Below are 20,614 nucleotides of genomic sequence, written 5' to 3'. Positions count from 1 at the left end.
CCTCCATCGACCAGAGTGAGCGGTAGGTCACAGTGCTGAAGAATTTGTGACTCTCACCACTGTGGAGGTTCCAGAGCAATCACGGAAGCGCGAGTTGCCGATGAGAGGTATCCACGCCATTTATACTTGCGGGGTGGAGCGCAGCCTGCGAAACCTCGACCTCAACCTGCTGCTGTCCCTCGACGCGTTGCTCGCGGAACGTAACGTGACGAGGGCTGCTGAGCGGCTCGGGCTGAGTCAGCCCGCTGTCTCCGCGGCGCTGGCACGGTTGCGACGGCACTTCGGTGACGAGCTGTTGCGCCGCAACGGAAATCGCTACGAGCGCACACCGCTGGGGGAGCAGCTCGCGTCGCGAACACCCGGCGCCGTGAATGCCGTCAAGCGAGTTTTCGACACGGTGCCCGACTTCGATCCCCGCACGGCTGAGCGCGAGTTCACTCTGGTGGTGTCCGATTACGGTGCCACCGTCCTAGGGGATCACGTCGCGACGGTCATCGGTCAGGATGCGCCCGGTGTCCGGTTGCGATTTCAGCAACAGACCCCCCACGACGTCGACCACGCGATCGAAACCCTGCGAAGCGTGGACGGCATGGTGCTGCCACACGGATTTCTTCGCGATATTCCTGTGGTGGACCTCTACGAAGATTCCTGGGTTTGCATTGTCTCCCATGATAATTCCCGCGTCGGGGACAGCCTGACCATCGACGATGTCGCAACCCTGCCGTGGGTCGTGACCTACTCCCGGCCCACCGCGTTCACGCCCGCCTCACAACAACTCCGCATCATCGGCGTAGAGCCGGACATACAGATCGTCGTAGAAAGCTTCCTCGCTGTCCCGTTTCTGGTCGCGGGCACCTCGCGGGTGGCGCTATTGCAGGCTGAGCTCGCCCATCGTCTCGCAGACGCAGCCGGTGTTCGCATCTTGGCGTGCCCCTGGGACGTCGTGCCATTGAAGGAAGCATTCTGGTGGCATCCCTCTTTTCGAGCGGACCCGGCTCACATCTGGCTCCGGGAGGTCCTGCAGCAGGCAGGTCGCCGGATCACCGCCGATGCCGCGATCCGCGCGAGCGGAGACTGACGTCATGGCACGCGTGGCGACGGGGGAGTCGGTGTTGGCGCGTGCCGTGCGGATCGTTGAGGCGTTTGGCCTCGACGATTCCCTGTTGTCGGTGACGGAGATCGCCCGCCGTTCCGGTCTGCACGTTTCGACGACGTCACGCTGATCGACGAACTGGCGCAGTGTGGTTGGCTGGAACGCGAAAGTCGTCGGGTGGGGATCGGTGTGCGCTTGTGGGAGGTGGCGCACGTTCTGCGGATCGTCACGGACGAGATCGACCACATGAACCCCGCGAAGGCGGATTGGGAGTTGATTTGCTCCGATGGGCGTGCGACGCGCTGACCTGGGCGTTTTCGATCGGCTGCCGCACGTCGTCAACACTGTCGTCGCGCGAAGGGTTGAGGAAAGTGTTCAGTTGGAAGACCAGTGCCGATCTCGAAACGCAAAAAACCCCTGCTGAGCAGGGGTTTTTGGTGCGCCATCAGGGACTTGAACCCCGAACCCGCTGATTAAGAGTCAGCTGCTCTGCCAATTGAGCTAATGGCGCCGGAACTTGTTGTTTTGGTGCGGAAGAGACGATAACAGGGGAGAGGCGCGGAAGTGAAATCGGTAAGTTCACGCGCTGGCAGCAGTGTGAGACGTCACGTTAACGATCACCAGGCAATGTCCGATTTAAGTGATTGAACTCCTATCGCGACGGGCCGTCGTCAGGTTGGATCACGACGGTGCTGACTGGCAGAATGGGTTAGCACACGCTCTCGACGCGGGTAACCCCGGGGATGTTGGGCTCGCCGATTGTCGGCTAGGAACGTGTTCGTTCTATCGAGAACCTGAGGTGGTTTCACATGAAGGTACAACGCGGCAGTAAACGCCGGTCCGGAGCGCGGTCGGGTCGCGCAATGGTCGTTCTTTCATTGGCGGCAGCAGGTGTAGGCGCAATGCTCGTCGGTTGCAGTACGTCCGACAAGAGCGATGCGCCGATGGTTCCGATCGAGTCGAACCCGCTTTCGGAGCTGATCAAGCCCAAGCTCACGACCGTCGTCAAGGATGGTGAGGTCGGTGTTTCGCCGAGCATTCCCGTCACCGCGACCGTTGCGGACGGCAAACTCGGCAAGGTCGAGCTCTTCACACCCGACAACAGCCTGGTCGCAGGGGCGATCACTCCGGACGGCCTGTCGTGGCAGAACACCGAGCCGCTCGGCTACAACCGTGAATACCGCCTGGTTGCGGAGGCATACGGGCTCGGCGGCCGGACTTCCACGGAGCTGAACTTCACCACAAGCGTTCCCGAGAATCTGACGAAACCGTATCTGCTGACCGGCGACGGTGACGTCGTCGGCATCGGCCAGCCTGTCGGCGTGCACTTCGACGAGGTCATTTCCGACCGGAAGGCTGCGGAGAACGCGATCAAGGTCGTCACAGATCCGCCCGTCGAGGGCGCGTTCTACTGGGTGAGTGGCAGCGAGGTCCGCTGGCGGCCCGAAAACTACTGGGCACCGAACACCAAGGTGAGCGTGAAGGTCGAGGTCTACGGCAAGGACCTCGGCGGCGGTCTCTTCGGTTCGGAAGACGTATCCGCAGACTATTCGATCGGCGACGCGGTGATTCTGACTGCCGACGACAACACGAAACAGGTGACGGTCACCCGCAATGGTGAGGTCGTCATGACCATGCCGACCTCGATGGGCAAGGCGGGCGACGAGACGCCGAACGGTACCTACATCGTTGCCGAACGGCACGAGAAGATCATCATGGATTCGGCCACCTACGGCGTGCCGAACACGTCTCCCGACGGCTACAAGACGCCTGTGGACTGGGCCACTCGGATGTCCTACAGCGGCATCTTCTTCCACTCCGCGCCGTGGTCCGTCGGTCAGCAGGGTTACTCGAACGTGAGCCACGGCTGCTTGAACCTCAGCCCCTCGAATGCATTGTGGGTGTTCAACAACACCAAGCGTGGCGACATCGCGATCGTCAAGAACACCTCTGGCGGAACGCTTTCCGGCACCGACGGTCTCGGTGACTGGAACATCCCGTGGTCGACCTGGAAGGCCGGCAACGCAAACCAGCAGTAGGCCCGCCTCGAGCTGGGCACGGACGAATTCACACGTCGCCAATGCATTACCGACCTCACACGCCTGATCAGGCGTGTGAGGTCGGTAATTGGTAGGCGAGGTCGCAGCCGGCATGTGAGGTCGCTGCCGAGCTGTCAGGGTGACGAGTCCACCGAGCGGTCGGGTGCGGTCGGCTGACGCGGTGGGAGACGCGCTTTGCCGCAGAGGAAGACCGCGCTCTCGAGCATCGCTTTGGTGATCCGAACGCCGGTCAGCCGTTCGGCAAGGGCGAAAGCAGCCGGTGTAGTCGGGCCGATGTCGTCGAGGTTTCCGACCATATCGAAGCCGATCTGCTCCATGTCATCGCGGCATGCGTCGGGGTCGCTCCCGGAGCGGTGAAAGGCGAACAGAGGCTCGAAACCAAGTTGCAGTTCGCCATCTTCGAACCAGCGGAACGAGCCAACACCATTTCCACCGTTGTAGCGATGCGATACGAGTGTTGTCCCGGCGGACGCGGCGGTCGCCAGTTCGCGTGTGACACCGAGTTGGCCGTTAAGTTCGACTCCCAGTGTCCAATCGCCAGCATCCCCAGGCACCGTGGTCGCCCCGATGAACTGCATTTTGCCGAAGTCCGGTGCCTCCCACAGGTCATAGGAGCTTTCCGTGAACTGCGGGCCTAAAGGCAGTGCATCGAAAAGGATCTGCGCCCCGATACGGTTCATGAACTCATCCGGCGTGATTCCGCGGACAAGCGTCAAACAGTAAGCATAGAAAAGATCGGGATTCCCGCTTTCGGATTCGACCCACGCGTAGTCGGCAGCAACGGCATTCGAAGGTCCGAAGCGATGCGGCATACCGCACAGCTTAGGTAGCGAAAAGGCCCCTGATCGCGTGATCAGGGGCCTTCTCTATGGGGTGAGTGACGGGACTCGAACCCGCGACATTCAGGATCACAACCTGACGCTCTACCAGCTGAACTACACCCACCATGTGGCGCGAGATGAGCTACTGCCCGCCAAGTGCCGTCGTCGATACTAGCGTGTCCGGTGCGTAACTCGCCAATCGGTTAACCGGCCTCGGCGCTGCGTGCACCGAGTGCGCTGGTGATCGCGGAGATCTCGCTGGTCGACGGACCTGGCTCGGCGACGAATGCGGTGCGGCGGTAGTACTCGAGCTCGCGTATCGACTCTTTGATGTCCGCAAGCGCGCGGTGAGCGAGGCCCTTTTCCGGCTGCCCGAAGTAGATCCTCGGGTACCAGCGGCGGCACAGCTCTTTGATCGAGCTGACGTCGATCATGCGGTAGTGCAGGTAGGCGTCGAGCTCGGGCATGTCCCGCGCGATGAAACCGCGATCGGTGGCGATCGAGTTGCCGCACAGCGGAACGGTTCCCGCGACGGGGACGAACGTGCGGATGTAGTCGAGGATCTGCTTCTCGGCTTCCGCCATGGTCACCGTCGACCTGCGTACCTCTTCGGTGAGGCCGGAATGTTCGTGCATCGCAACGACGACGTCCGGCATGTCCGCGAGTGCCGCGTCGTCGGCGTGAATGACGATGTCGATGCCGTCACCGAGGATATTGAGATCACTGTCTGTTACCAGCGCGGCCACCTCGATGAGCTTGTCGCTCTCGAGTCGCAGACCGGTCATTTCGCAGTCGATCCATACGAGTTTGTCTTGCACGGGGACCACAGTAGTCACTGGCGCGGCGCGTTCGGCGAGTCTGTGGGCGGTGCCTTTTCGAGCCATTCAACACCTTGTCTCAAATATAGTATGAGTGCTACATTTCGCAGTGAACATGAGACAGATTGGGGAATGTCCGTGACTCTTCCAAATGCGACCTTCATCGCGGCGTCGTCGGCATCTCGCGGGGAGCGAGATCTGGTGCTCGACGTCCGTGACCTGCGAATGCGCTACGGCACCACCGACGTGCTGCAGGGGGTTAACTTCACTGCTCGCCGCGGCGAAGTCCTTGTGCTGCTCGGCCCGAACGGCGCAGGCAAGACCACAACCATCGAGGTCCTCGAAGGATTTCGGATGCGGTCGGCCGGCGACGTGTCGGTGCTCGGCGTCGATCCCGCGCGCGGCGACGAGGGGTGGCGCGCGCGGATCGGCGTCGTACTTCAGTCGTGGCGCGATCACGGCAAGTGGCGCGTGCGGGAACTACTGGACCATTTCGGCCGCTTCTACGCCCCCTACGATTCGGGCGAGGTGACCAGGCCGTGGGACACCGATGCGCTGATCGACGCCGTCGGGCTCACCGAACATGCGAACAAGAAGCTCAAGGACCTGTCGGGCGGTCAGCGCCGCAGGATGGACGTCGCGATCGGTATCGTCGGGCGACCCGAGCTGCTCTTCCTCGACGAACCAACTGCCGGTTTCGATCCCGAAGCGCGTCGCGAATTCCACGACCTGATCCACCACCTCTCGGACTCGAGTACAACGATTCTGCTCACGACGCACGACCTCGACGAGGCGGAGAAACTGGCGGATCGGATCCTCGTGCTCGCCGGCGGCCGCATCATCGCCGACGGGTCGGCAGACGAACTCTCGCGTCGGGTATCGACCGAAGCCGAGGTGAAATGGCGGCTCGGACCGGAGCGATTCGTCCATTCGACAACGGACGCAACGAAGTTCGTCCGCGAACTGCTCGCCGAGAATGGCAGCGCCGTGACCGACCTCGAAGTGCGGAGAGCAAGTCTCGAAGATACCTACATGAAGTTGGTGCATGCAGTGGAGACCGGACGAGACGCCGCCGACGACAACGTGATTCAGATATTCGGTAATCCGGTGCAGGAGGATCGGCTGTGAACACGCGCGCCAACGCAGTTCGGGCCGGCTTCAGCAGAGGCTGGATCGAGTTCAAGCAAACCTTCACCAACGGCCAGGACATCTCCAATTACCTGATCTTCCCGATCATCTCGCTGATCGTGATGATCTTGATGCGGAACTCCGACGCACCGGGAACGACGTATTCGCTTGCATTGCTGACACTCCCGAGTGTTCTCGGTATGAACGTGGTCTTCAGTGGGTTGATGGGCGCGGCAGCAACGCTCATCGTCGGGCGCGAGGACGGCACCCTACTGCGGGCGAAAGCGTTGCCACACGGCATTATCGGGTACTTGGTCGGCGTTGTCGTCTACCTGGCCGGCACGACGGTGGTAACGGTCGCCGTCGTCTTCGTACCGGGTCTGCTGATCTTCGACGGACTCGAAATCAACAGCGCAGCAGCGTGGTTCGGCCTCGTTGCGATCATCGCATTGGGCTTCGCGGCAACCCTTCCGCTCGGCGCGATCATCGGGTCGCTCGGGAACAATCCGGCGAACATGGGACTGCTGTTTCTTCCTGTCATGGCAATGGTCGGTGTCTCCGGAATCTTCTATCCGATCACCTCGCTGCCCGGCTGGCTGCAGGTAATCGGTCAGTTGCTGCCGATGTATTGGGTCGGTCTCGGCATGCGGTCTGTTCTGCTGCCGGACGCGATGGCGAGCGTCGAGATCGGTGAATCCTGGCGAACCCTGGAAATGGTTGGGATGCTTGGCCTCTGGGCGGTAGTCGGCTTCGTGCTGGCGCCGGCAGTGATGCGACGGATGGCGCGTCGAGAATCCGGCTCGAACCTGGCGGAACGTCGTCAGCGCATCATGCAGCGGGTCCAGTGATGACAAGCACGCGGACCGCAGCGGTACGGGCGGGCATCGAGGGCGGCTGGGTGGATCTTCGAAACAGTTTCACCAACGCGCAGGACATCACGTACTACCTATTCATCCCGATCGTGTCGATTGCGGCGTTGGTAGTGATGGGCGATGCGACGTTCCGTGACAGTGGCGCAGCACTGCAGACGTTGGCATTGCCGAGCATCCTTGGCATGTCCATTGTGTTCAGTGGTATCAGCACGGCTGCAATGTGGCTGCACCTCGACAGGGACGACGGAACCCTACTGCGAGCAAGAGCCACTCCGAACGGCATTGCCGGCTACTTGGTCGGAAAGTCGCTGTTCATAACGGGATCCGCGGCCGTCACGGCTGTGCTCGTCGTCGTACCCGGCCTGATCTTGTTCGACGGTTTCGAAGCGAGCGCAACCGCGTGGGTAACGCTGGCAGCGGTCTTCGTATTCGGAATGCTCGCAACCCTGCCGATCGGTGCCGTCATCGGCTCACTCGGCGACGACCCCAAGAAGATCGACCTGATCGCATTTCCCATACTCGCGACGATTGCCATCTCGGGGATCTTCTATCCCATAACGGCACTACCAGGCTGGTTGCAGGTCATCGGGCAAATCTTGCCGACGTATTGGATCGGGCTCGGCATGCGGTCGGCACTGTTGCCCGACTCCATGGCAGCTGTCGAAATCGGTGGTAGTTGGCGCCACCTCGAGATGATCGGAGTGCTGGGTGTGTGGACGGTGATCGGGTTGATACTCGCTCCGATACTGTTGCGCCGCATGGCGCGCCGCGAATCAGGCGCAAACCTGGCCGCGCGCCGCCTGAAAGTTCTGCAGAGGGTCCAGTGAGGGTGCGGTGAGGTTTCATGAGTGACTCCATCTACAACCGAATTGCGATGCTGCGAACCGAACGTGGCATCTCGCGGCGGGACCTCGCCGAGGCGCTCGACGTGCACTATCAGACGATCGGCTACCTCGAACGCGGCGAGTATTCGCCAAGCTTGCAACTTGCGCTGCAGATCGCACGCTATTTCGATGTGAGCGTCGAAGTGGTGTTCTCGCTCGACCCGTTCCCTCGAATCGGCGAGCGGACGGGATAGCCGTCACGTCGCTGGCGTGGCCGCTAAGGTACTCCCCATGACGAGTCCGGACGAGAAGTTGGCCGCTGCGCGCAAGGCGGCGGCCGACGCTGCCGCCGCACTGGAGGCGGCCGAGAAAGAAGCTGCCGAGCAACAGCAGGCCCCCGCCGCCGCGCCCGCCGCGGCCGGCGGTTCCGAGAAGGCGAAAGCGATTGCCGCGGGGTACGCGTCGGAAGGCGCTGCGCTCGAACTCGGCACGATTATCGTCGACGGCCAGATCGATCCCGAAGCGCGAGTTCGCATTCCGCTGGCCACAGTCAACCGGCACGGCCTCGTCGCCGGCGCCACCGGAACCGGCAAGACCAAAACACTCCAAGGTATCGCCGAGCAGTTGTCGCGCGCGGGTGTGCCGGTGGTGCTCGCCGACATCAAGGGCGATCTCTCCGGGCTGTCGCGGCCGGGGGAGGACAACGACAAGATCAAGACGCGCGCCACCGAGACCGGCGCGACCGACTGGGCGGCCGCGGGCTTCCCAACCGAGTTCGTCTCCCTCGGCACCGGCGGCACCGGCGTTCCCATCCGCGCGACCATCACGTCGTTCGGTCCGATTCTGCTGAGCAAGGTGTTGGGGCTCAACGAAACTCAGGAATCCACCCTCGGTCTGATCTTTCACTGGGCCGACACCCAGGGGCTTGCGTTGCTCGACCTGAAAGACCTGCGTTCGGTCATCCAGCACCTCACGAGCGACGAAGGCAAAGCGGACCTCAAAGGCATCGGCGGTGTCTCCTCGGCGACCGCGGGCGTCATCCTGCGTGCCCTGGTCAACCTCGAAGCCGACGGTGGCGACACCTTCTTCGGCGAGCCAGAACTCGAAACCGAGGACCTACTGCGGTCGGTCGGCGGCAACGGCATCATCACGCTGTTCGAACTCGGCGCCCAAGCAGCCCGTCCCGCGATGTTCTCGACCTTCCTGATGTGGGTGCTCGCGGACCTGTTCCAGTCGCTACCCGAGGTCGGCGATGTTGACAAGCCGAAGTTGGTCTTCATCTTCGACGAGGCGCACCTGCTGTTCAACGACGCGTCGAAGGCGTTCGTCGACCAGGTCGAGCAGACCGTCAAACTGATCCGCTCGAAGGGCGTCGGCGTCTTCTTCTGCACCCAGTTGCCGACGGACATCCCGAACGAGGTGCTCAGTCAGCTCGGCGCCCGCATTCAGCACGCGTTGCGCGCGTTCACGCCGGACGACCAGAAGGCGCTCAACAAGACTGTCCGCACGTATCCGAAGACCGACGTCTACGACCTCGAAAAGGCGCTGACGTCGCTGGGAATCGGCGAGGCCGTCGTGACCGTGCTGTCCGAGCGCGGAGCGCCGACGCCTGTTGCGTGGACTCGCCTGCGGCCACCGCGTTCGTTGATGGACACCATCGGTGCGGACGCGATCAAGGCCGCGGCGGCATCGAGCCCACTGCAGGGCAAGTACGGCCAGACGATCGACCGAGAGTCGGCCTACGAGAAGCTCAGCGCGAAGATCGCGGCGACGCCCGAACTGCAGGACGCCCCGCCGCCACCCCCCGCACGCGAGGACAACGAACCGACCGCGGCCGAGAAGATCATGAAAAACCCTGCGGTCAAGAGCTTTCTGCGGTCGGCAGCATCGGCGGCAGGTCGAGAGATCAGTCGCAGCATCTTCGGAACCCGTCGCAGGCGGTAGATCAGTCCGCGTCGCGAGCCATCAGGTCGGCGATGGTCTCGCGGCGGACGAGTTGCGTTGTTCGTCCGTGCTGCACTGCAACGATGGGCGGCCGACCTACGGACGTCGTTGTCGCGAAACCGTTTCGAAGATCGCCCGCGCCCGCGACTGCCAGGACCTCGCCGGGGTGCACATCGGCGGGCAACGTGACGACGACGCCCTGCTGCGGTTCGTCGCGACTCCCGACGAGCGTTGCGGTCATGACCGGTCCGGTCGGGTGCCGGTTGGCCAATGCAACGGTGGCGACGGGGCTCGATGGATCGGCGTTCCGTCCGCCCTCCACGGCGACGACTGTGCGGCCATCGCCGACCCCGACGACCGAGACGACCCGGTGCAGAATTACCCCAGCACTCGCGACGATCGCTCTGCCCGGTTCGAGCGTGATCCTCGGTCGCGGGAAGCGGTAGGTGGCACAGGCGCTGTCGAGTGCGTCGTCGATCGTGGCCGCCAGGCCCGGAAGATGCACGGACGTACCATTCGGCGTGGGAGACACGGAGCGGTCACCACCCAGGACAAGTTCGGTGAGAACGGTTCCGTGCTCGCGGCGCACCAGATCGAGCTGTGTGACAAGCTCGTGGATTGTCGACGCGATCCGGTCGGTGTCGGACGAATGGGAGCCCAGGTGGCAATGCAGCCCAACAAGATTGAGGTTGGATTGGCGAACGGCGGCGCGAATGGCGTCGTCCGATTCGTTGCAGTGTCGCGCGTCGGGCTGAACCTGAATCAGCACGTTCTGCGAGTTGCGCGTCGCCGCAGAGACATGGGCGATGCAGGCGAGGGAGTCGACGACTGTTCTTCCGGCGCCGATGGCAGCTGCTGATTGTGCTTCCTCCGCGGTCATCGCATTGCAGTGCAGGATGATTCGCTTCGGATCGACGCCAGCGGACAACGCAATCGCGAGTTCGCTCGTGGATCCGATCCCGATGGACAAGCCCTCCTCGGTTACCCACCGCACGACCGCGCGAATGGGTAAAGCCGCTGCGGCGTAGGCGATATCGGCTTCCGGGAAGATCTTGCGATAGGCACGGCAACGGTGTCGGACGTCGTCTTCGTCGATCACGTGGGTCGGGGTGCCGAATTGATCTGCGATGTCTTGCAGCGCAACTCTTCCCACTGTGATGCGGCCCGACGAATCGTAGTGCGTTTCGCTCGGCCAGAACGCGTGGTCGAGTCGCGCGGACATCGCCGAATGCATCGAGGGGAGCAGATCGAGCAGGGTCACCGGGTCTCCTTGGGCGGGTCCGCTCGCATAATGCGGGCAGGTGCGCTTACAGGACTACGCCCGGATCTAACCTCCGAACCAGATCTTGACGACGTCTTGACGCCGGACCGGCCGCGTTTGACGCAGTTTTGACGCTGCTCAGCCGCCGAGCTTCTTGTAGAAATTGCCCACGATCGGCGCAACGATGGCACGCGGACTGTACTGGCCCGCGACGGACATACTCTTGCTGAGGATGCCCGGTACAACACGCATCTTGTTGCGCGCCAACGCATCCAGTGACACACGGGCCGCCGATTCGCTGGACGTCCAGAGGAATCCGGGAACAACCTTGTCGACGATGGACGCTTCCGCAGGATCGGGAATCTCGGTGCGAACGGGTCCGGGTGCGAGCAGCGTGACGTTGACACCGGTGCCTTTGAGTTCGCTGCGCAGCGATTCGGTGAAGGTGTTGGCGAAGGCTTTCGTCGCCGCGTAGGTCGCGTTGTTCGGGATCGGCATGTTGCCTGCGGCCGAGCCGCTCGTCAGAATTCCGCCCGATCCGCGACTCAACATTCCAGGAAGCACCGCCAGCGTGAGATCGTGCACGGCAACGGCATTCAGTTCGACCTGGGCACGCTCGTAGGTGGGGTCGAGGCTGGCGACGGGACCGAAGGTCGCAATGCCTGCGTTGTTGCAGAGGATCGAGATGTCACGCTCGGCGAGCTCAGCCGACAGCGCTGAACGGGCGTCACGATCGGACAGGTCGATCGCCCGGACCTCGACTTCGACGTTGTGCGCGGCGCGTAGTTCGGCAGCTAGCGCTTCGAGCAGCTCACCACGTCGCGCAACGACGATGAGGGAGTAGCCGCGGGCGGCCAGTTCACGGGCGAGGGCGTCGCCGATGCCCGACGATGCGCCGGTGACAACAGCCCGGCTGTCCGATGTTGGGGTAGGCAAACTCATCCGCGCAGCGTATCGGTCGTGCGTCCTTTTGGAGGGCGGGCCCTCCAAAAGGACGCACGAGGGCCGGAGGCCCCTACAGTTTTGCGGCCAGGCGCGTGCCCTGATCGATCGCACGCTTGGCATCGAGCTCGGCGGCCAGGTCGGCTCCGCCGATGATGTGCGTGCTGACCTGGGCATTCTGTAGATCGTCGAGCAGATCGCGGACCGACTCCTGACCTGCGCAGATGACCACGTTGTCGACCTCGATGATGCGACGCCGTTCCCGCTTTTCACCGAAGCTGATGTGCAGGCCCTTGTCGTCGATCAGTTCGTAGTTGACGCCGCCGATCTGCTCGACGCCCTTCGCCTTGATCGCCGCGCGGTGGACCCAGCCGGATGTCTTGCCGAGGCCCTTGCCGAGCTGACCGTTCTTGCGCTGCAGCAACGTCACCGCACGTGGCGACGGCGACGGCTTCGGAGTCGTGAGCGCACCAGCGAAATCTTCTGGATTGCCGACACCCCATTCTTCCTTCCAGTCGTCGAGCTTGAGGCTGGGGGAGCCCTCGACCGTCAGGAATTCGCTGACGTCGAACCCGATGCCACCTGCACCGATCACGGCGACCTTCTTGCCGACCGGCTTTTCCTCGCGGACCAGTTCGGCGTAGGACAGGACCATCGGATGGTCGATGCCCGGGATCTTCGGGATGCGCGGCTTCACGCCCGTGGCGAGGACAACCTCGTCGTACTTGGCGTCGATCAGTTGCTGCGCGGTGACGCGGGTGTTGAGGTGCACGGTCACCCCGGTGACCTCGAGGCGACGTGTGAAGTAGCGAATCGTCTCGGCGAACTCTTCCTTGCCTGGGATGCGGCGTGCGATGTCGAACTGGCCGCCGATCTTGTCGTCCGCCTCGTAGAGGTGCACGACGTGGCCGCGGTCCGCGAGATTCACAGCAGCGGACAGTCCGGCGGGCCCGGCCCCGACGACCGCTACCTTCTTGGTCCGTCGCGTCGGCAGCAACTTCAGTTCGGTCTCGTGGCCGGCCTGCGGATTGAGCAGGCAGGAGACGGTCTTGTGGACGAAGGCGTGATCGAGGCAGGCCTGGTTGCAGGCGATGCAGGTGTTGATCTCGTCGGCGCGATCGGCTGCGGCCTTGTTGACCCAATGGGGGTCAGCGAGCAGTGGACGGGCCATCGAGATGAGGTCCGAATCACCGCGCGTCAGAATCTCTTCCGCTGTCTCGGGCATGTTGATGCGGTTGGACGCGCATACCGGAATCGAGACGTGCTTCTTCAGCTTCGCGGTGATGTCGACGAACGCTGCGCGGGGGACCGAGGTGACGATGGTCGGCACCCGGGCCTCGTGCCAGCCGATGTCGGTGTTGATGATCGTGACGCCGGCCTTCTCGATTTCCTTTGCCAGCGTGGTGATTTCGTCCCAGGTCTGGCCGCCTTCGACGAGATCGGCCATGGATAGGCGGAAGACGATGATGAAGTCGGGGCCGACGGCCTTGCGCATGCGGCGCACGATCTCGACAGCGATGCGACGCCGATTCTCCGACGAGCCACCCCACTTGTCCTTGCGCTTGTTGACCCGTTCGGCGAGGAACTGGTTGATGAAATAGCCTTCACCACCCATGATCTCGACGCCGTCGTAACCTGCGATCTGGGCTAGCTTGGCGCAGTTCGCGTAGTCGTCGATGGTGGACTCGACGCCCTTGCTGGACAGCGCGCGCGGCTTGAACGGATTGATCGGCGCTTTGATGGCCGACGACGACACACTCAGCGGGTGGTAGGCGTAGCGACCCGCATGCAGGATCTGGAGTGCGATCTTGCCGCCGGCGTCGTGGACGGCTTTGGTGATGACGCGGTGCCGGTAGGCGTCGTTTTTGTTCGTCATCTTCGCCCCGAGGGGCAATAGCCAGCCAGCACGGTTGGGGGCGTAGCCGCCGGTGATGATGAGCCCGACACCGCCGCGAGCGCGCTCGGCGAAGTACTCGGCCAGTCGCTTGGTGTCCCACGCGCGGTCTTCGAGACCGGTGTGGATCGAGCCCATCACGACGCGGTTTTTCAGCGACGTGAATCCGAGGTCGAGAGGTTCGAGGAGATTGGGGTACGTGGTCATCGTTGGGTCGGCCTTCCTTGGCTGTTGCCGAGTGCATTCAGTACTTCGTCGCACCACTGGGTGAATCCCTCTTCGACGCGAATGCCTCCGCGTAGCACGAGGTATTGGTGCAATTCGGTACCGGAGAGCTGCTCCGGTGCCGAAAAATCGTGTTTCTCCATCAGGCGGTAGAGGTCGAGTCGCTCGGCGTGGGTGTCGCGATGGCGGGCGACTTCGGTGCAGAGTGCTTCGATGTCGCCGTGGGCTGCGCCGCGGATCTTCACGGCAAGCTCGCCTCGTAGGACCCCGATCTCGGCGGGTTCCGCGATCCAGCGCGACAGTTCGGCGCGGCCCGATTCGCTCACGCGGTAGACCTTCTTGTCGGGGCGACCGTCCTGTGCGACTGCCTCACCGTCGACCCAGCCTGCCTCGTCCATTCGCTTGAGGACGCGGTAGATCTGCTGGTGGGTTGCGCTCCAGAAATAGCCGATCGACTTGTCGAATCGGCGCGCGAGTTCGTAGCCGGAGCCAGAATGCTCCGTCAACGCCACCAGAATCGCGTGCTCGAGGGCCATGGCGAGAAATTTATATGCAACTAGGTGCCTATGCAACTAAGTGCACACTAAGTGCTGCGAGCGCGTCGTACCTTAGTACGACGCTCGCAAGCGTCCAGTCCAACTACGCTCCCGTGGCATGAGCACATTGCCCGCGGGCATCGGCGCAGCCGCAACCCGGCGCCAGATCGTGTCGTGGGGCATCTGGGATTGGGGCTCGTCGGCCTTCAACGCCGTCATCCTGACGTTCGTCTTCTCCGTTTATCTCACCGATGCGGTCGGCGACAATCTCGGCGGTTCGATCTCGGCGAGTACGTGGCTCGGCTGGTCGCTCGGTATCGCGGGATTCTTCGTCGCCGTGCTCGCACCGGTCAGCGGGCAACGATTCGACGCGACCGCGAAACGTAAACGCGCGCTCGGTCTGCTCACCGCTGCCACCGTCGTCGCGATGGCGGCCATGTACTTCGTCGTCGATTCCCCCGGCTACCTATGGCTCGGATTGGCGCTGCTAGGCATCGGTACGGTGCTCTTTGCAGTCGCCGAAGTGCCGTACAACGCGATGATGCGTCAGGTCTCGACGCCGGAAACGATCGGACGAGTCTCTGGATTCGGTTGGGCGATGGGCTATTTCGGCGGCATCGTGCTGTTGCTGATCTGCTACTTCGGCTTCATAGCCGGCGACGGCGACACCCGCGGACTGTTCGGCATCAGCACCGACGGCGGCCTCAACATCCGAGTCGTCGCGCTGCTCGCGGCCGCGTGGTTCGCGATCTCGGCGATCCCGGTGCTGATCGCCGTTCCGGAAGTACCGCAGACCGACGCCGACCCCGACGCCGCGAAGGTCGGCTTCATCGGGTCCTACAAAGTGCTGTGGCGCGACGTCCGCGAACTGTGGTCGGTCGACCGCCGGACCGTCGAGTTCCTGATCGCGAGCGCGCTCTTCCGCGACGGACTCGCGGGGGTGTTCACCTTCGGTGCGGTGCTTGCCGTGAACGTGTACGGCATCGCCAGTGCGGACGTGCTGCTGTTCGGCGTTGCCGCGAATGTGGTCGCTGCACTCGGCGCTCTCGTTGCGGGTCGATTCGACGATCGGATCGGACCCAAGCGCGTCATCACCGTCTCGTTGATCTCGATGTTGGTCGTCGGCGCTGCACTGATTCTCGTCTCCGGTCCACTGCTGTTCTGGGTGTTCGGCCTGTTGCTGTGCCTGTTCGTCGGGCCAGCACAGTCGTCGTCGCGAACGTTCCTCGCGCGGATCACACCGCCGGGACGGGAGGGTCAGCTGTTCGGTCTGTATGCGACGACCGGTCGGGCTGCGTCGTTCCTTGCACCCGCGCTGTTCGGTCTGTTCGCGTTCCTCTTCAGCAACGACCGTGCCGGGATCCTCGGCATACTCGTCGTTCTCGGAGTCGGTCTCGCGGCGTTGTGGCGAGTCCGTCCTCCTGAGCAATCGCTCGAGACGAAGTAGGTCAGTCCGACTTCGGACGCCAGGCGGCGATACCGAGAACGATCAGCCGCAGTTGCTTCTCCGTACGTGAGATGATCTCGCTCTCGGAACGGTTCCCAGGCTTGCGAGCGTCGACGAATGCGCCCATCGCCTGCATCGTGGAGTTGACGAGAAGGTCCGACACCATTTCCAGGTCGTCGGTCCGCCACTCGGTCATGCCGGGTGTGCGAGCCAGGTCGACGGTGAGTTCGCGGCCGATCAGCCCGAGTTCCGCCTCGATCGCGTGTCCGACGACCGTCGAGCCGCCGAAGCGTTCGCGGTAGAGAAATCCGAAAAGATTGCGATTGGCGTCGACATGTCTTGCCAGAATCTCGAGGGACAGCCGCGCGTTCGCCATTGCGGACAGATGTCTGGTTTCCCGTAGCGCTACCCGCAGCGCACGCATGCCGTCGTCGACGAGTGCGAGTCCGAGTTCGTCCATCGACGTGAAATGGCGGTAGAAGGCGGTCGGAACGATGCCGGCAGAACGGGCGATTTCACGCAAGCTGACGTTCGCGAAACCGCGGTCGCCTGCCACTTCGAGCGTGCCGTCCAGCAGCGCGCGGCGCGTCTGCTCTTTACGTTCGGCCCGGGATTGCACCTCAGTCATGGCATAGAGCGTACAACCGTGCACATTCGTCTTTGGAAAGTATGTGTAACTCGGATCACGAAAGTTCCTGTTGACAGCCCTACCTATCGGGGTGCGACACTAGTTCAGTGCACGGACGTGCACTGAAAACTCGAGGAGCCAGCCCATGACTTCTACCTTGCCGAGAAAGCGCCTTCGTAACCGAATCCTGACCGGAAAGCGTTTGCTTTCCCTCGTCGAGACGATGGCGACACCGCACGAACTGGACCGCTACCTGGAGCTCGTCAATCCGATGGCTTCGGTGCGTGACTTGCGTGCGGAAGTGACCGACGTAGTCCGACAGACCAACGACACCGTGACGCTGACCCTCCGCCCGACCTGGCAGTGGGAAGGATTCGCAGCAGGTCAGTTCGTCCAGATCGGCGTCGTCATCGACGGAGTCCGGCACACCAGGTGCTACTCGCCCGCGTGCTCGGAGTACCGAACCGACGGCCACATCGAACTGACCATCAAGGCTCACCCCGAAGGCCTGGTGTCGCAGTACCTGCACGCCAACGCCAAGCCCGGCCTCGTGGTCAGCCTGTCGCAGGCCGGCGGAGTCTTCCGACTGCCTGCCGACCGACCGAAGAACGTCCTTCTCGTCAGCGGCGGCAGCGGCATCACTCCAGTGCTGTCGATGCTGCGGACCTTGGTCGACGAGGGTTACCCCGGCGCCATCACCTTCCTGCACTACGCGGACAAGCAAGCCGACGTTCCCTACCACGCGGAATTGGCCACGATCGCGGCCGCGAACGACAACGTTTCGCTCGTTCTGGCCTATACCGCGGATGAGCAGGGCGCCGATCTGGTCGGTTTCTTCGGAACCGAGCATCTCGAAGCGGCGGCACCGTGGCATCGCGACGCACACACCTACCTGTGCGGTCCGCCCGGGCTGATGAAGGGTGTGCAGACGGTCTACGCCGAACTCGGACTCGCAGAACAGTTGTTCACTGAGGAGTTCGCCGCTCCGATCGCTGTCGGTGACGCGGACGCCACCGGCACCATCGCCTTCGCCGCTAGCGGGGTCACCGCGGACAACAAGGGCAACAGCCTGCTGGAGCAAGCCGAAGCCGCCGGCCTCACCCCCGAATTCGGCTGCCGGATGGGGATCTGCTTCTCCTGCACCGCAGTCAAGACATCAGGGTGCACCAAGAATTTGAAGACAGGCGAGACCGACAGCGACCCGGATCAACCGATTCAGCTGTGCATCTCCGCCGCAGTCGGCGACGTCACGCTCGACATCTGATTCCCCGAACCAGCCAGCCACCCAAAACTCAGGAGGACACGCAATGTCCGTAATCAGCCTGCCGCGCCGCGGTAGCAAGCCCGACAAAGCCGACGGACCGGTCGTACTGACCGTCGATCAGGTCGACGAGATCGGCCGCGAACTCGACGCACTCCGTGCCCGCATCGTCGCCGATCTCGGTGAAGAAGATCGCGAATACATCTACAAGATCATCAAGGCGCAGCGTGGTTTCGAGATCGCAGGCCGCGGCCTGATGTACCTCGGCTTCCTGCCGCCGTTCTGGCTCGCCGGTGTCGGCGCGCTCGGCATCTCCAAGATTCTCGACAACATGGAGATCGGCCACAACGTCATGCACGGCCAGTACGACTGGATGCGTGAGCCCGGTCTGAACTCGCGGGTATTCGAATGGGACACGGTCTGCCCTGCGGATCAGTGGAAGCATTCACACAACTACATGCACCACACGTACACCAACATTCGCGGCATGGACCGCGACATCGGCTACGGCATCCTGCGTATGGACAAAGAGCAGAAGTGGAATCCGTACTACCTCGGTAACCCGGTGTGGGCGTTCCTGCTGATGGTGTTCTTCGAATGGGGCGTCATGCTGCACGACCTCGAAGCCGAGAACGTCGTCCAAGGCAAGCGCAAGTGGAAAGACATAAAGCCGCTGCTCAAGGGCATGGGTCGCAAGTCGGGACGGCAGATCCTCAAGGACTACGTCGTCTTCCCAGCGCTCACCGGCCCACTGTTCATCAGCACGCTGCTCGGCAATGCCGCAGCCAACCTCGTCCGCAACCTCTGGACCTACTCGATCATCTTCTGTGGTCACTTCCCGTCGGGCGTGCAGACGTTCTCCGAGGAGGAGACCGCGAACGAGAGCCAAGGCGAGTGGTACGTGCGTCAGATGCTGGGTTCGGCGAACATCGAGGGCGGCAAGCTCTTTCACATCATGTCGGGCAACCTCTCGCACCAGATCGAGCACCACCTGTTCCCGGACGTACCTGCGCACCGGTACCCGCAGATGGCCCCCGAGGTCGAGGCGCTGTGCAACAAGTACGGCCTGCCGTACAACAAGGGTGGCTTCTTCAAGCAGATCGGATCGGTCTGGGCGAAGATCTTCAAGCTGGCACTGCCGCCTTCGCTCGTTCGGTCGGATTCAGCGCCCAGTGTTATCGTGCAACGTCAACAAGCTGCAGCCTGAGGGGTTAAGCGATCATGGTTGGAAAATTCGAAAGCAACAAAGACTTGGTGCAGGATCTGACCGAGACGACCGCAACCCGAGTCGGCAACATCGCCAGCATCATCACCGACGCGGTGAAGGGTGTGGCGCGTGAGGTCGGCGATCTGATCTCCGACGGTCTCGAAATGCGCGAGGCAACGAAGAAGGCACAGGACGACGACACCGTCGACTGACTTTCGGCTACGCCGCCCGTGCGCGGTTGAAGGGTCTATGGACCCCTCGACCGCGCTCGAGCGTGAAACGCCCAACTGGCCGTTCCGAGACATCGGAGCGGCCAGTTTCGTCAGCTTGTCCCGCCCTGACCTTGTTTCGCAACGACACACAGCGAACGTCCGCTGCCGAGGTCGGCAATCTTGACGTCCTCGACGACAAAGCCGCTATCTCTCATCGACGTCGACAGTCGATCTACAACAGCGGGTGTTGTCGCAGGTTCGAGCGGTTGGTAGCTCAGGTGCAGGCGTCCATCCGGAACCAGATGCTTGCGAAGGACCGCGAACTCGCGTTGCGGCTCACCCCGGGCGAACACGGGAACGTGGATGCCGAAGACGACCTCGAACGCCGTGTCGCCGAAGTTCGTATCCGCGAGCTCGCTGCAGTGCAAACGCACGATGCCTTCCTGTATCGCCGCCGCATTCCGATTCCGTGTTGCCGCAATCATTTTCGCGGAGCGGTCGACGGCGTCGATGGTGCCGCCGGTCAGCTTCGCCGCCACCAGCGATACTGCGACGCCGTGTCCACAGCCGATCTCGAGAACCCGATCGGTCGGCCGGATCGCGAGAGTGTCGACCGTCCAGACGATCCGCTCCGCTGCGGACGGCGGCACTACTTGCTTCCGCCGATTCGTGCGCCGAAGTCCTCGGGCATTCCGAACGGTAGTTCGCGTTCGAACTGCAATGCTTCCGCTCGGCTTGTGGTCGCATGGTGTGCGAACAACGACTTGTAGATCCTGTTCGTGCCCGCCGAGTTCGAGATGATCTGCGCGGCAAGTTCTTCGACCGCGTCGTCGAGTCGATCATCCGCCGCACAATGGTCTGCAAGACCCATGTCCGCCGCAGATCGACCGTCGATCCGGCGACTCGTGAAACTGATTTCCTTCGCCTTCGAGCGGCCGACTCGTTCCGGGAGACGTACCGACATTCCCCAGACCGGCGCGAGCCCCCACTTACCGTGTGTGTCCGCAAACTGCGCAGACTGACCGGCGACGATGAGGTCGCATCCCAAGGCGAGCTCGAGCCCGCCCGTCATGCAGTGACCGCGGATCTTGCCGATGGTGGGCTGAGGGAAGGCCTCCAACTGATCGACGATTTCCGCCGCACGCTTCAGATGGCCCGGGTCGTCGGTATCGGACAGTGCGCTCAGGTCGTGGCCTGCGCAGAATGATCTGCCTGCTCCGGTGAGTACGAGACATCGAACGGCAGAGTCCTGCGCCAACGCCGTCAAATGTTCGGCGAGTTCCTCGAACACCGCAGGCGTCAGTGCGTTCAACTTCTCTGGTCGGTTCAAGGTCAACGTGGCGAGACCGCCGGTGACGTCACACAGAACGAGGGGATCGGTCATGGCAGAAGAGCCTCCAGTCGTCGTGATCGCGTCCCGCCAATATTGCCCCGCCAGCGG

The 20,614-nt window shown here is 62.8% G+C and carries 20 protein-coding genes, 2 tRNA genes and 1 pseudogene; 12 read left to right on the top strand and 11 right to left on the bottom strand.

Going from position 1 to position 20,614, the window contains the following annotated elements; translation table 11 throughout:
- Positions 1–133 precede the first annotated feature (133 nt).
- Positions 134–1,078, top strand: coding sequence for a LysR family transcriptional regulator (locus JGU71_RS26435; RefSeq protein ID WP_307829896.1), 945 nt, complete (start codon positions 134–136; stop codon positions 1,076–1,078).
- A gap of 4 nt (positions 1,079–1,082) precedes the next feature.
- Positions 1,083–1,303: pseudogene (locus JGU71_RS26430) on the top strand (helix-turn-helix domain-containing protein); the annotation flags it as partial.
- Between the two features lie 225 nt (positions 1,304–1,528).
- Here the strand turns inward: JGU71_RS26430 and JGU71_RS26425 are convergent.
- Positions 1,529–1,604: transfer RNA gene (locus tag JGU71_RS26425), tRNA-Lys, on the bottom strand.
- Positions 1,605–1,902: 298 nt separating this feature from the next.
- On the opposite strand from JGU71_RS26425, the gene JGU71_RS26420 reads away from it, so the two are divergent.
- Positions 1,903–3,132: a L,D-transpeptidase gene (locus tag JGU71_RS26420; protein WP_199707899.1), complete on the top strand. Its 1,230-nt coding sequence runs from the start codon at positions 1,903–1,905 to the stop codon at positions 3,130–3,132.
- Between the two features lie 134 nt (positions 3,133–3,266).
- On the opposite strand, the gene JGU71_RS26415 is transcribed toward JGU71_RS26420, so the two are convergent.
- The 3 genes from JGU71_RS26415 to orn all read right to left on the bottom strand — a co-directional run bounded on the left by JGU71_RS26415 (position 3,267) and on the right by orn (position 4,792).
- Entirely contained in the window at positions 3,267–3,965 is a 699-nt protein-coding gene (locus JGU71_RS26415; RefSeq protein WP_233530116.1) for a DUF6461 domain-containing protein, read from the bottom strand.
- Positions 3,966–4,022: 57 nt separating this feature from the next.
- A tRNA-His gene (locus JGU71_RS26410) sits at positions 4,023–4,098 on the bottom strand.
- Positions 4,099–4,177: 79 nt separating this feature from the next.
- Positions 4,178–4,792, bottom strand: coding sequence for an oligoribonuclease (gene orn, locus JGU71_RS26405; protein WP_199707895.1), 615 nt, complete (start codon positions 4,790–4,792; stop codon positions 4,178–4,180).
- Between the two features lie 138 nt (positions 4,793–4,930).
- Between orn and JGU71_RS26400 the strand changes: the two genes are divergently transcribed.
- From JGU71_RS26400 to JGU71_RS26380, 5 genes are read left to right on the top strand one after another with little or no spacing between them, the layout of a single operon-like run.
- Positions 4,931–5,920: an ABC transporter ATP-binding protein gene (locus JGU71_RS26400; RefSeq protein ID WP_443624203.1), complete on the top strand. Its 990-nt coding sequence runs from the start codon at positions 4,931–4,933 to the stop codon at positions 5,918–5,920.
- Complete coding sequence (locus JGU71_RS26395) at positions 5,917–6,768, top strand: ABC transporter permease (protein WP_199707892.1); 852 nt, start codon at positions 5,917–5,919, stop codon at positions 6,766–6,768. The genes JGU71_RS26400 and JGU71_RS26395 overlap by 4 nt, the downstream gene beginning before the upstream one ends.
- A complete protein-coding gene (locus JGU71_RS26390) occupies positions 6,768–7,619 on the top strand; it encodes an ABC transporter permease (protein WP_199707890.1) in 852 nt (283 codons plus the stop codon). Before JGU71_RS26395 ends, JGU71_RS26390 begins: the two co-directional genes overlap by 1 nt.
- Before the next feature lie 17 nt (positions 7,620–7,636).
- Positions 7,637–7,870 carry a helix-turn-helix transcriptional regulator gene (locus tag JGU71_RS26385; protein WP_199707888.1) on the top strand — a complete coding sequence of 78 codons (234 nt, stop codon included), beginning with the start codon at positions 7,637–7,639 and terminating at the stop codon, positions 7,868–7,870.
- A gap of 37 nt (positions 7,871–7,907) precedes the next feature.
- The gene (locus tag JGU71_RS26380) at positions 7,908–9,560 is read left to right on the top strand and encodes a helicase HerA-like domain-containing protein (RefSeq protein WP_199707886.1); all 1,653 of its coding nucleotides are present in this window, start codon (positions 7,908–7,910) and stop codon (positions 9,558–9,560) included.
- Between the two features lies 1 nt (position 9,561).
- On the opposite strand, the gene JGU71_RS26375 is transcribed toward JGU71_RS26380, so the two are convergent.
- The 4 genes from JGU71_RS26375 to JGU71_RS26360 all read right to left on the bottom strand — a co-directional run bounded on the left by JGU71_RS26375 (position 9,562) and on the right by JGU71_RS26360 (position 14,418).
- Entirely contained in the window at positions 9,562–10,821 is a 1,260-nt protein-coding gene (locus JGU71_RS26375) for a diaminopimelate decarboxylase family protein (RefSeq protein WP_199707884.1), read from the bottom strand.
- Positions 10,822–10,959: 138 nt separating this feature from the next.
- The gene (cmrA, locus tag JGU71_RS26370; protein ID WP_199707882.1) at positions 10,960–11,763 is read right to left on the bottom strand and encodes a mycolate reductase; all 804 of its coding nucleotides are present in this window, start codon (positions 11,761–11,763) and stop codon (positions 10,960–10,962) included.
- 73 nt (positions 11,764–11,836) lie between these two features.
- Positions 11,837–13,864: an NADPH-dependent 2,4-dienoyl-CoA reductase gene (locus tag JGU71_RS26365; protein WP_199707880.1), complete on the bottom strand. Its 2,028-nt coding sequence runs from the start codon at positions 13,862–13,864 to the stop codon at positions 11,837–11,839.
- Positions 13,861–14,418: a PadR family transcriptional regulator gene (locus JGU71_RS26360; RefSeq protein WP_199707878.1), complete on the bottom strand. Its 558-nt coding sequence runs from the start codon at positions 14,416–14,418 to the stop codon at positions 13,861–13,863. The genes JGU71_RS26365 and JGU71_RS26360 overlap by 4 nt, the downstream gene beginning before the upstream one ends.
- A 118-nt stretch (positions 14,419–14,536) precedes the next feature.
- On the opposite strand from JGU71_RS26360, the gene JGU71_RS26355 reads away from it, so the two are divergent.
- A complete protein-coding gene (locus tag JGU71_RS26355) occupies positions 14,537–15,865 on the top strand; it encodes an MFS transporter (protein ID WP_199707877.1) in 1,329 nt (442 codons plus the stop codon).
- A 1-nt stretch (position 15,866) separates the two neighbouring features.
- Here the strand turns inward: JGU71_RS26355 and JGU71_RS26350 are convergent, their stop codons facing one another.
- Entirely contained in the window at positions 15,867–16,493 is a 627-nt protein-coding gene (locus JGU71_RS26350) for a TetR family transcriptional regulator (protein ID WP_199707876.1), read from the bottom strand.
- A 145-nt stretch (positions 16,494–16,638) separates the two neighbouring features.
- Here JGU71_RS26350 and JGU71_RS26345 point away from each other — a divergent pair, with 145 nt between their 5' ends.
- Genes JGU71_RS26345 through JGU71_RS26335 form a run of 3 tightly spaced genes read left to right on the top strand, consistent with a single transcriptional unit; the run spans position 16,639 to position 19,173 of the window.
- Positions 16,639–17,757 (top strand): ferredoxin reductase, encoded by a 1,119-nt coding sequence (locus tag JGU71_RS26345; protein WP_199707875.1) that lies wholly within the window; start codon positions 16,639–16,641, stop codon positions 17,755–17,757.
- 43 nt (positions 17,758–17,800) lie between these two features.
- Positions 17,801–18,961 (top strand): fatty acid desaturase family protein, encoded by a 1,161-nt coding sequence (locus JGU71_RS26340; RefSeq protein ID WP_199707874.1) that lies wholly within the window; start codon positions 17,801–17,803, stop codon positions 18,959–18,961.
- A gap of 14 nt (positions 18,962–18,975) precedes the next feature.
- Positions 18,976–19,173, top strand: a complete 198-nt coding sequence (locus JGU71_RS26335; RefSeq protein ID WP_199707873.1) for a hypothetical protein — start codon at positions 18,976–18,978, stop codon at positions 19,171–19,173.
- A gap of 110 nt (positions 19,174–19,283) precedes the next feature.
- Here JGU71_RS26335 and JGU71_RS26330 read toward each other — a convergent pair whose 3' ends face one another.
- Together JGU71_RS26330 and JGU71_RS26325 are read right to left on the bottom strand one after the other, a co-directional pair.
- On the bottom strand, positions 19,284–19,823 hold the full coding sequence (locus JGU71_RS26330; RefSeq protein ID WP_199707872.1) for an SAM-dependent methyltransferase: 540 nt from the start codon (positions 19,821–19,823) through the stop codon (positions 19,284–19,286).
- Positions 19,823–20,557 (bottom strand): enoyl-CoA hydratase/isomerase family protein, encoded by a 735-nt coding sequence (locus JGU71_RS26325; protein WP_199707871.1) that lies wholly within the window; start codon positions 20,555–20,557, stop codon positions 19,823–19,825. The genes JGU71_RS26330 and JGU71_RS26325 overlap by 1 nt, the downstream gene beginning before the upstream one ends.
- Positions 20,558–20,614: the final 57 nt, after the last annotated feature.

Origin of the sequence: Antrihabitans stalagmiti, from assembly GCF_016482825.1 — a bacterium.
Taxonomy (GTDB): Bacteria; Actinomycetota; Actinomycetes; order Mycobacteriales; family Mycobacteriaceae; genus Antrihabitans; species Antrihabitans stalagmiti.
This window is presented reverse-complemented; position numbering and strand designations above follow the sequence as displayed.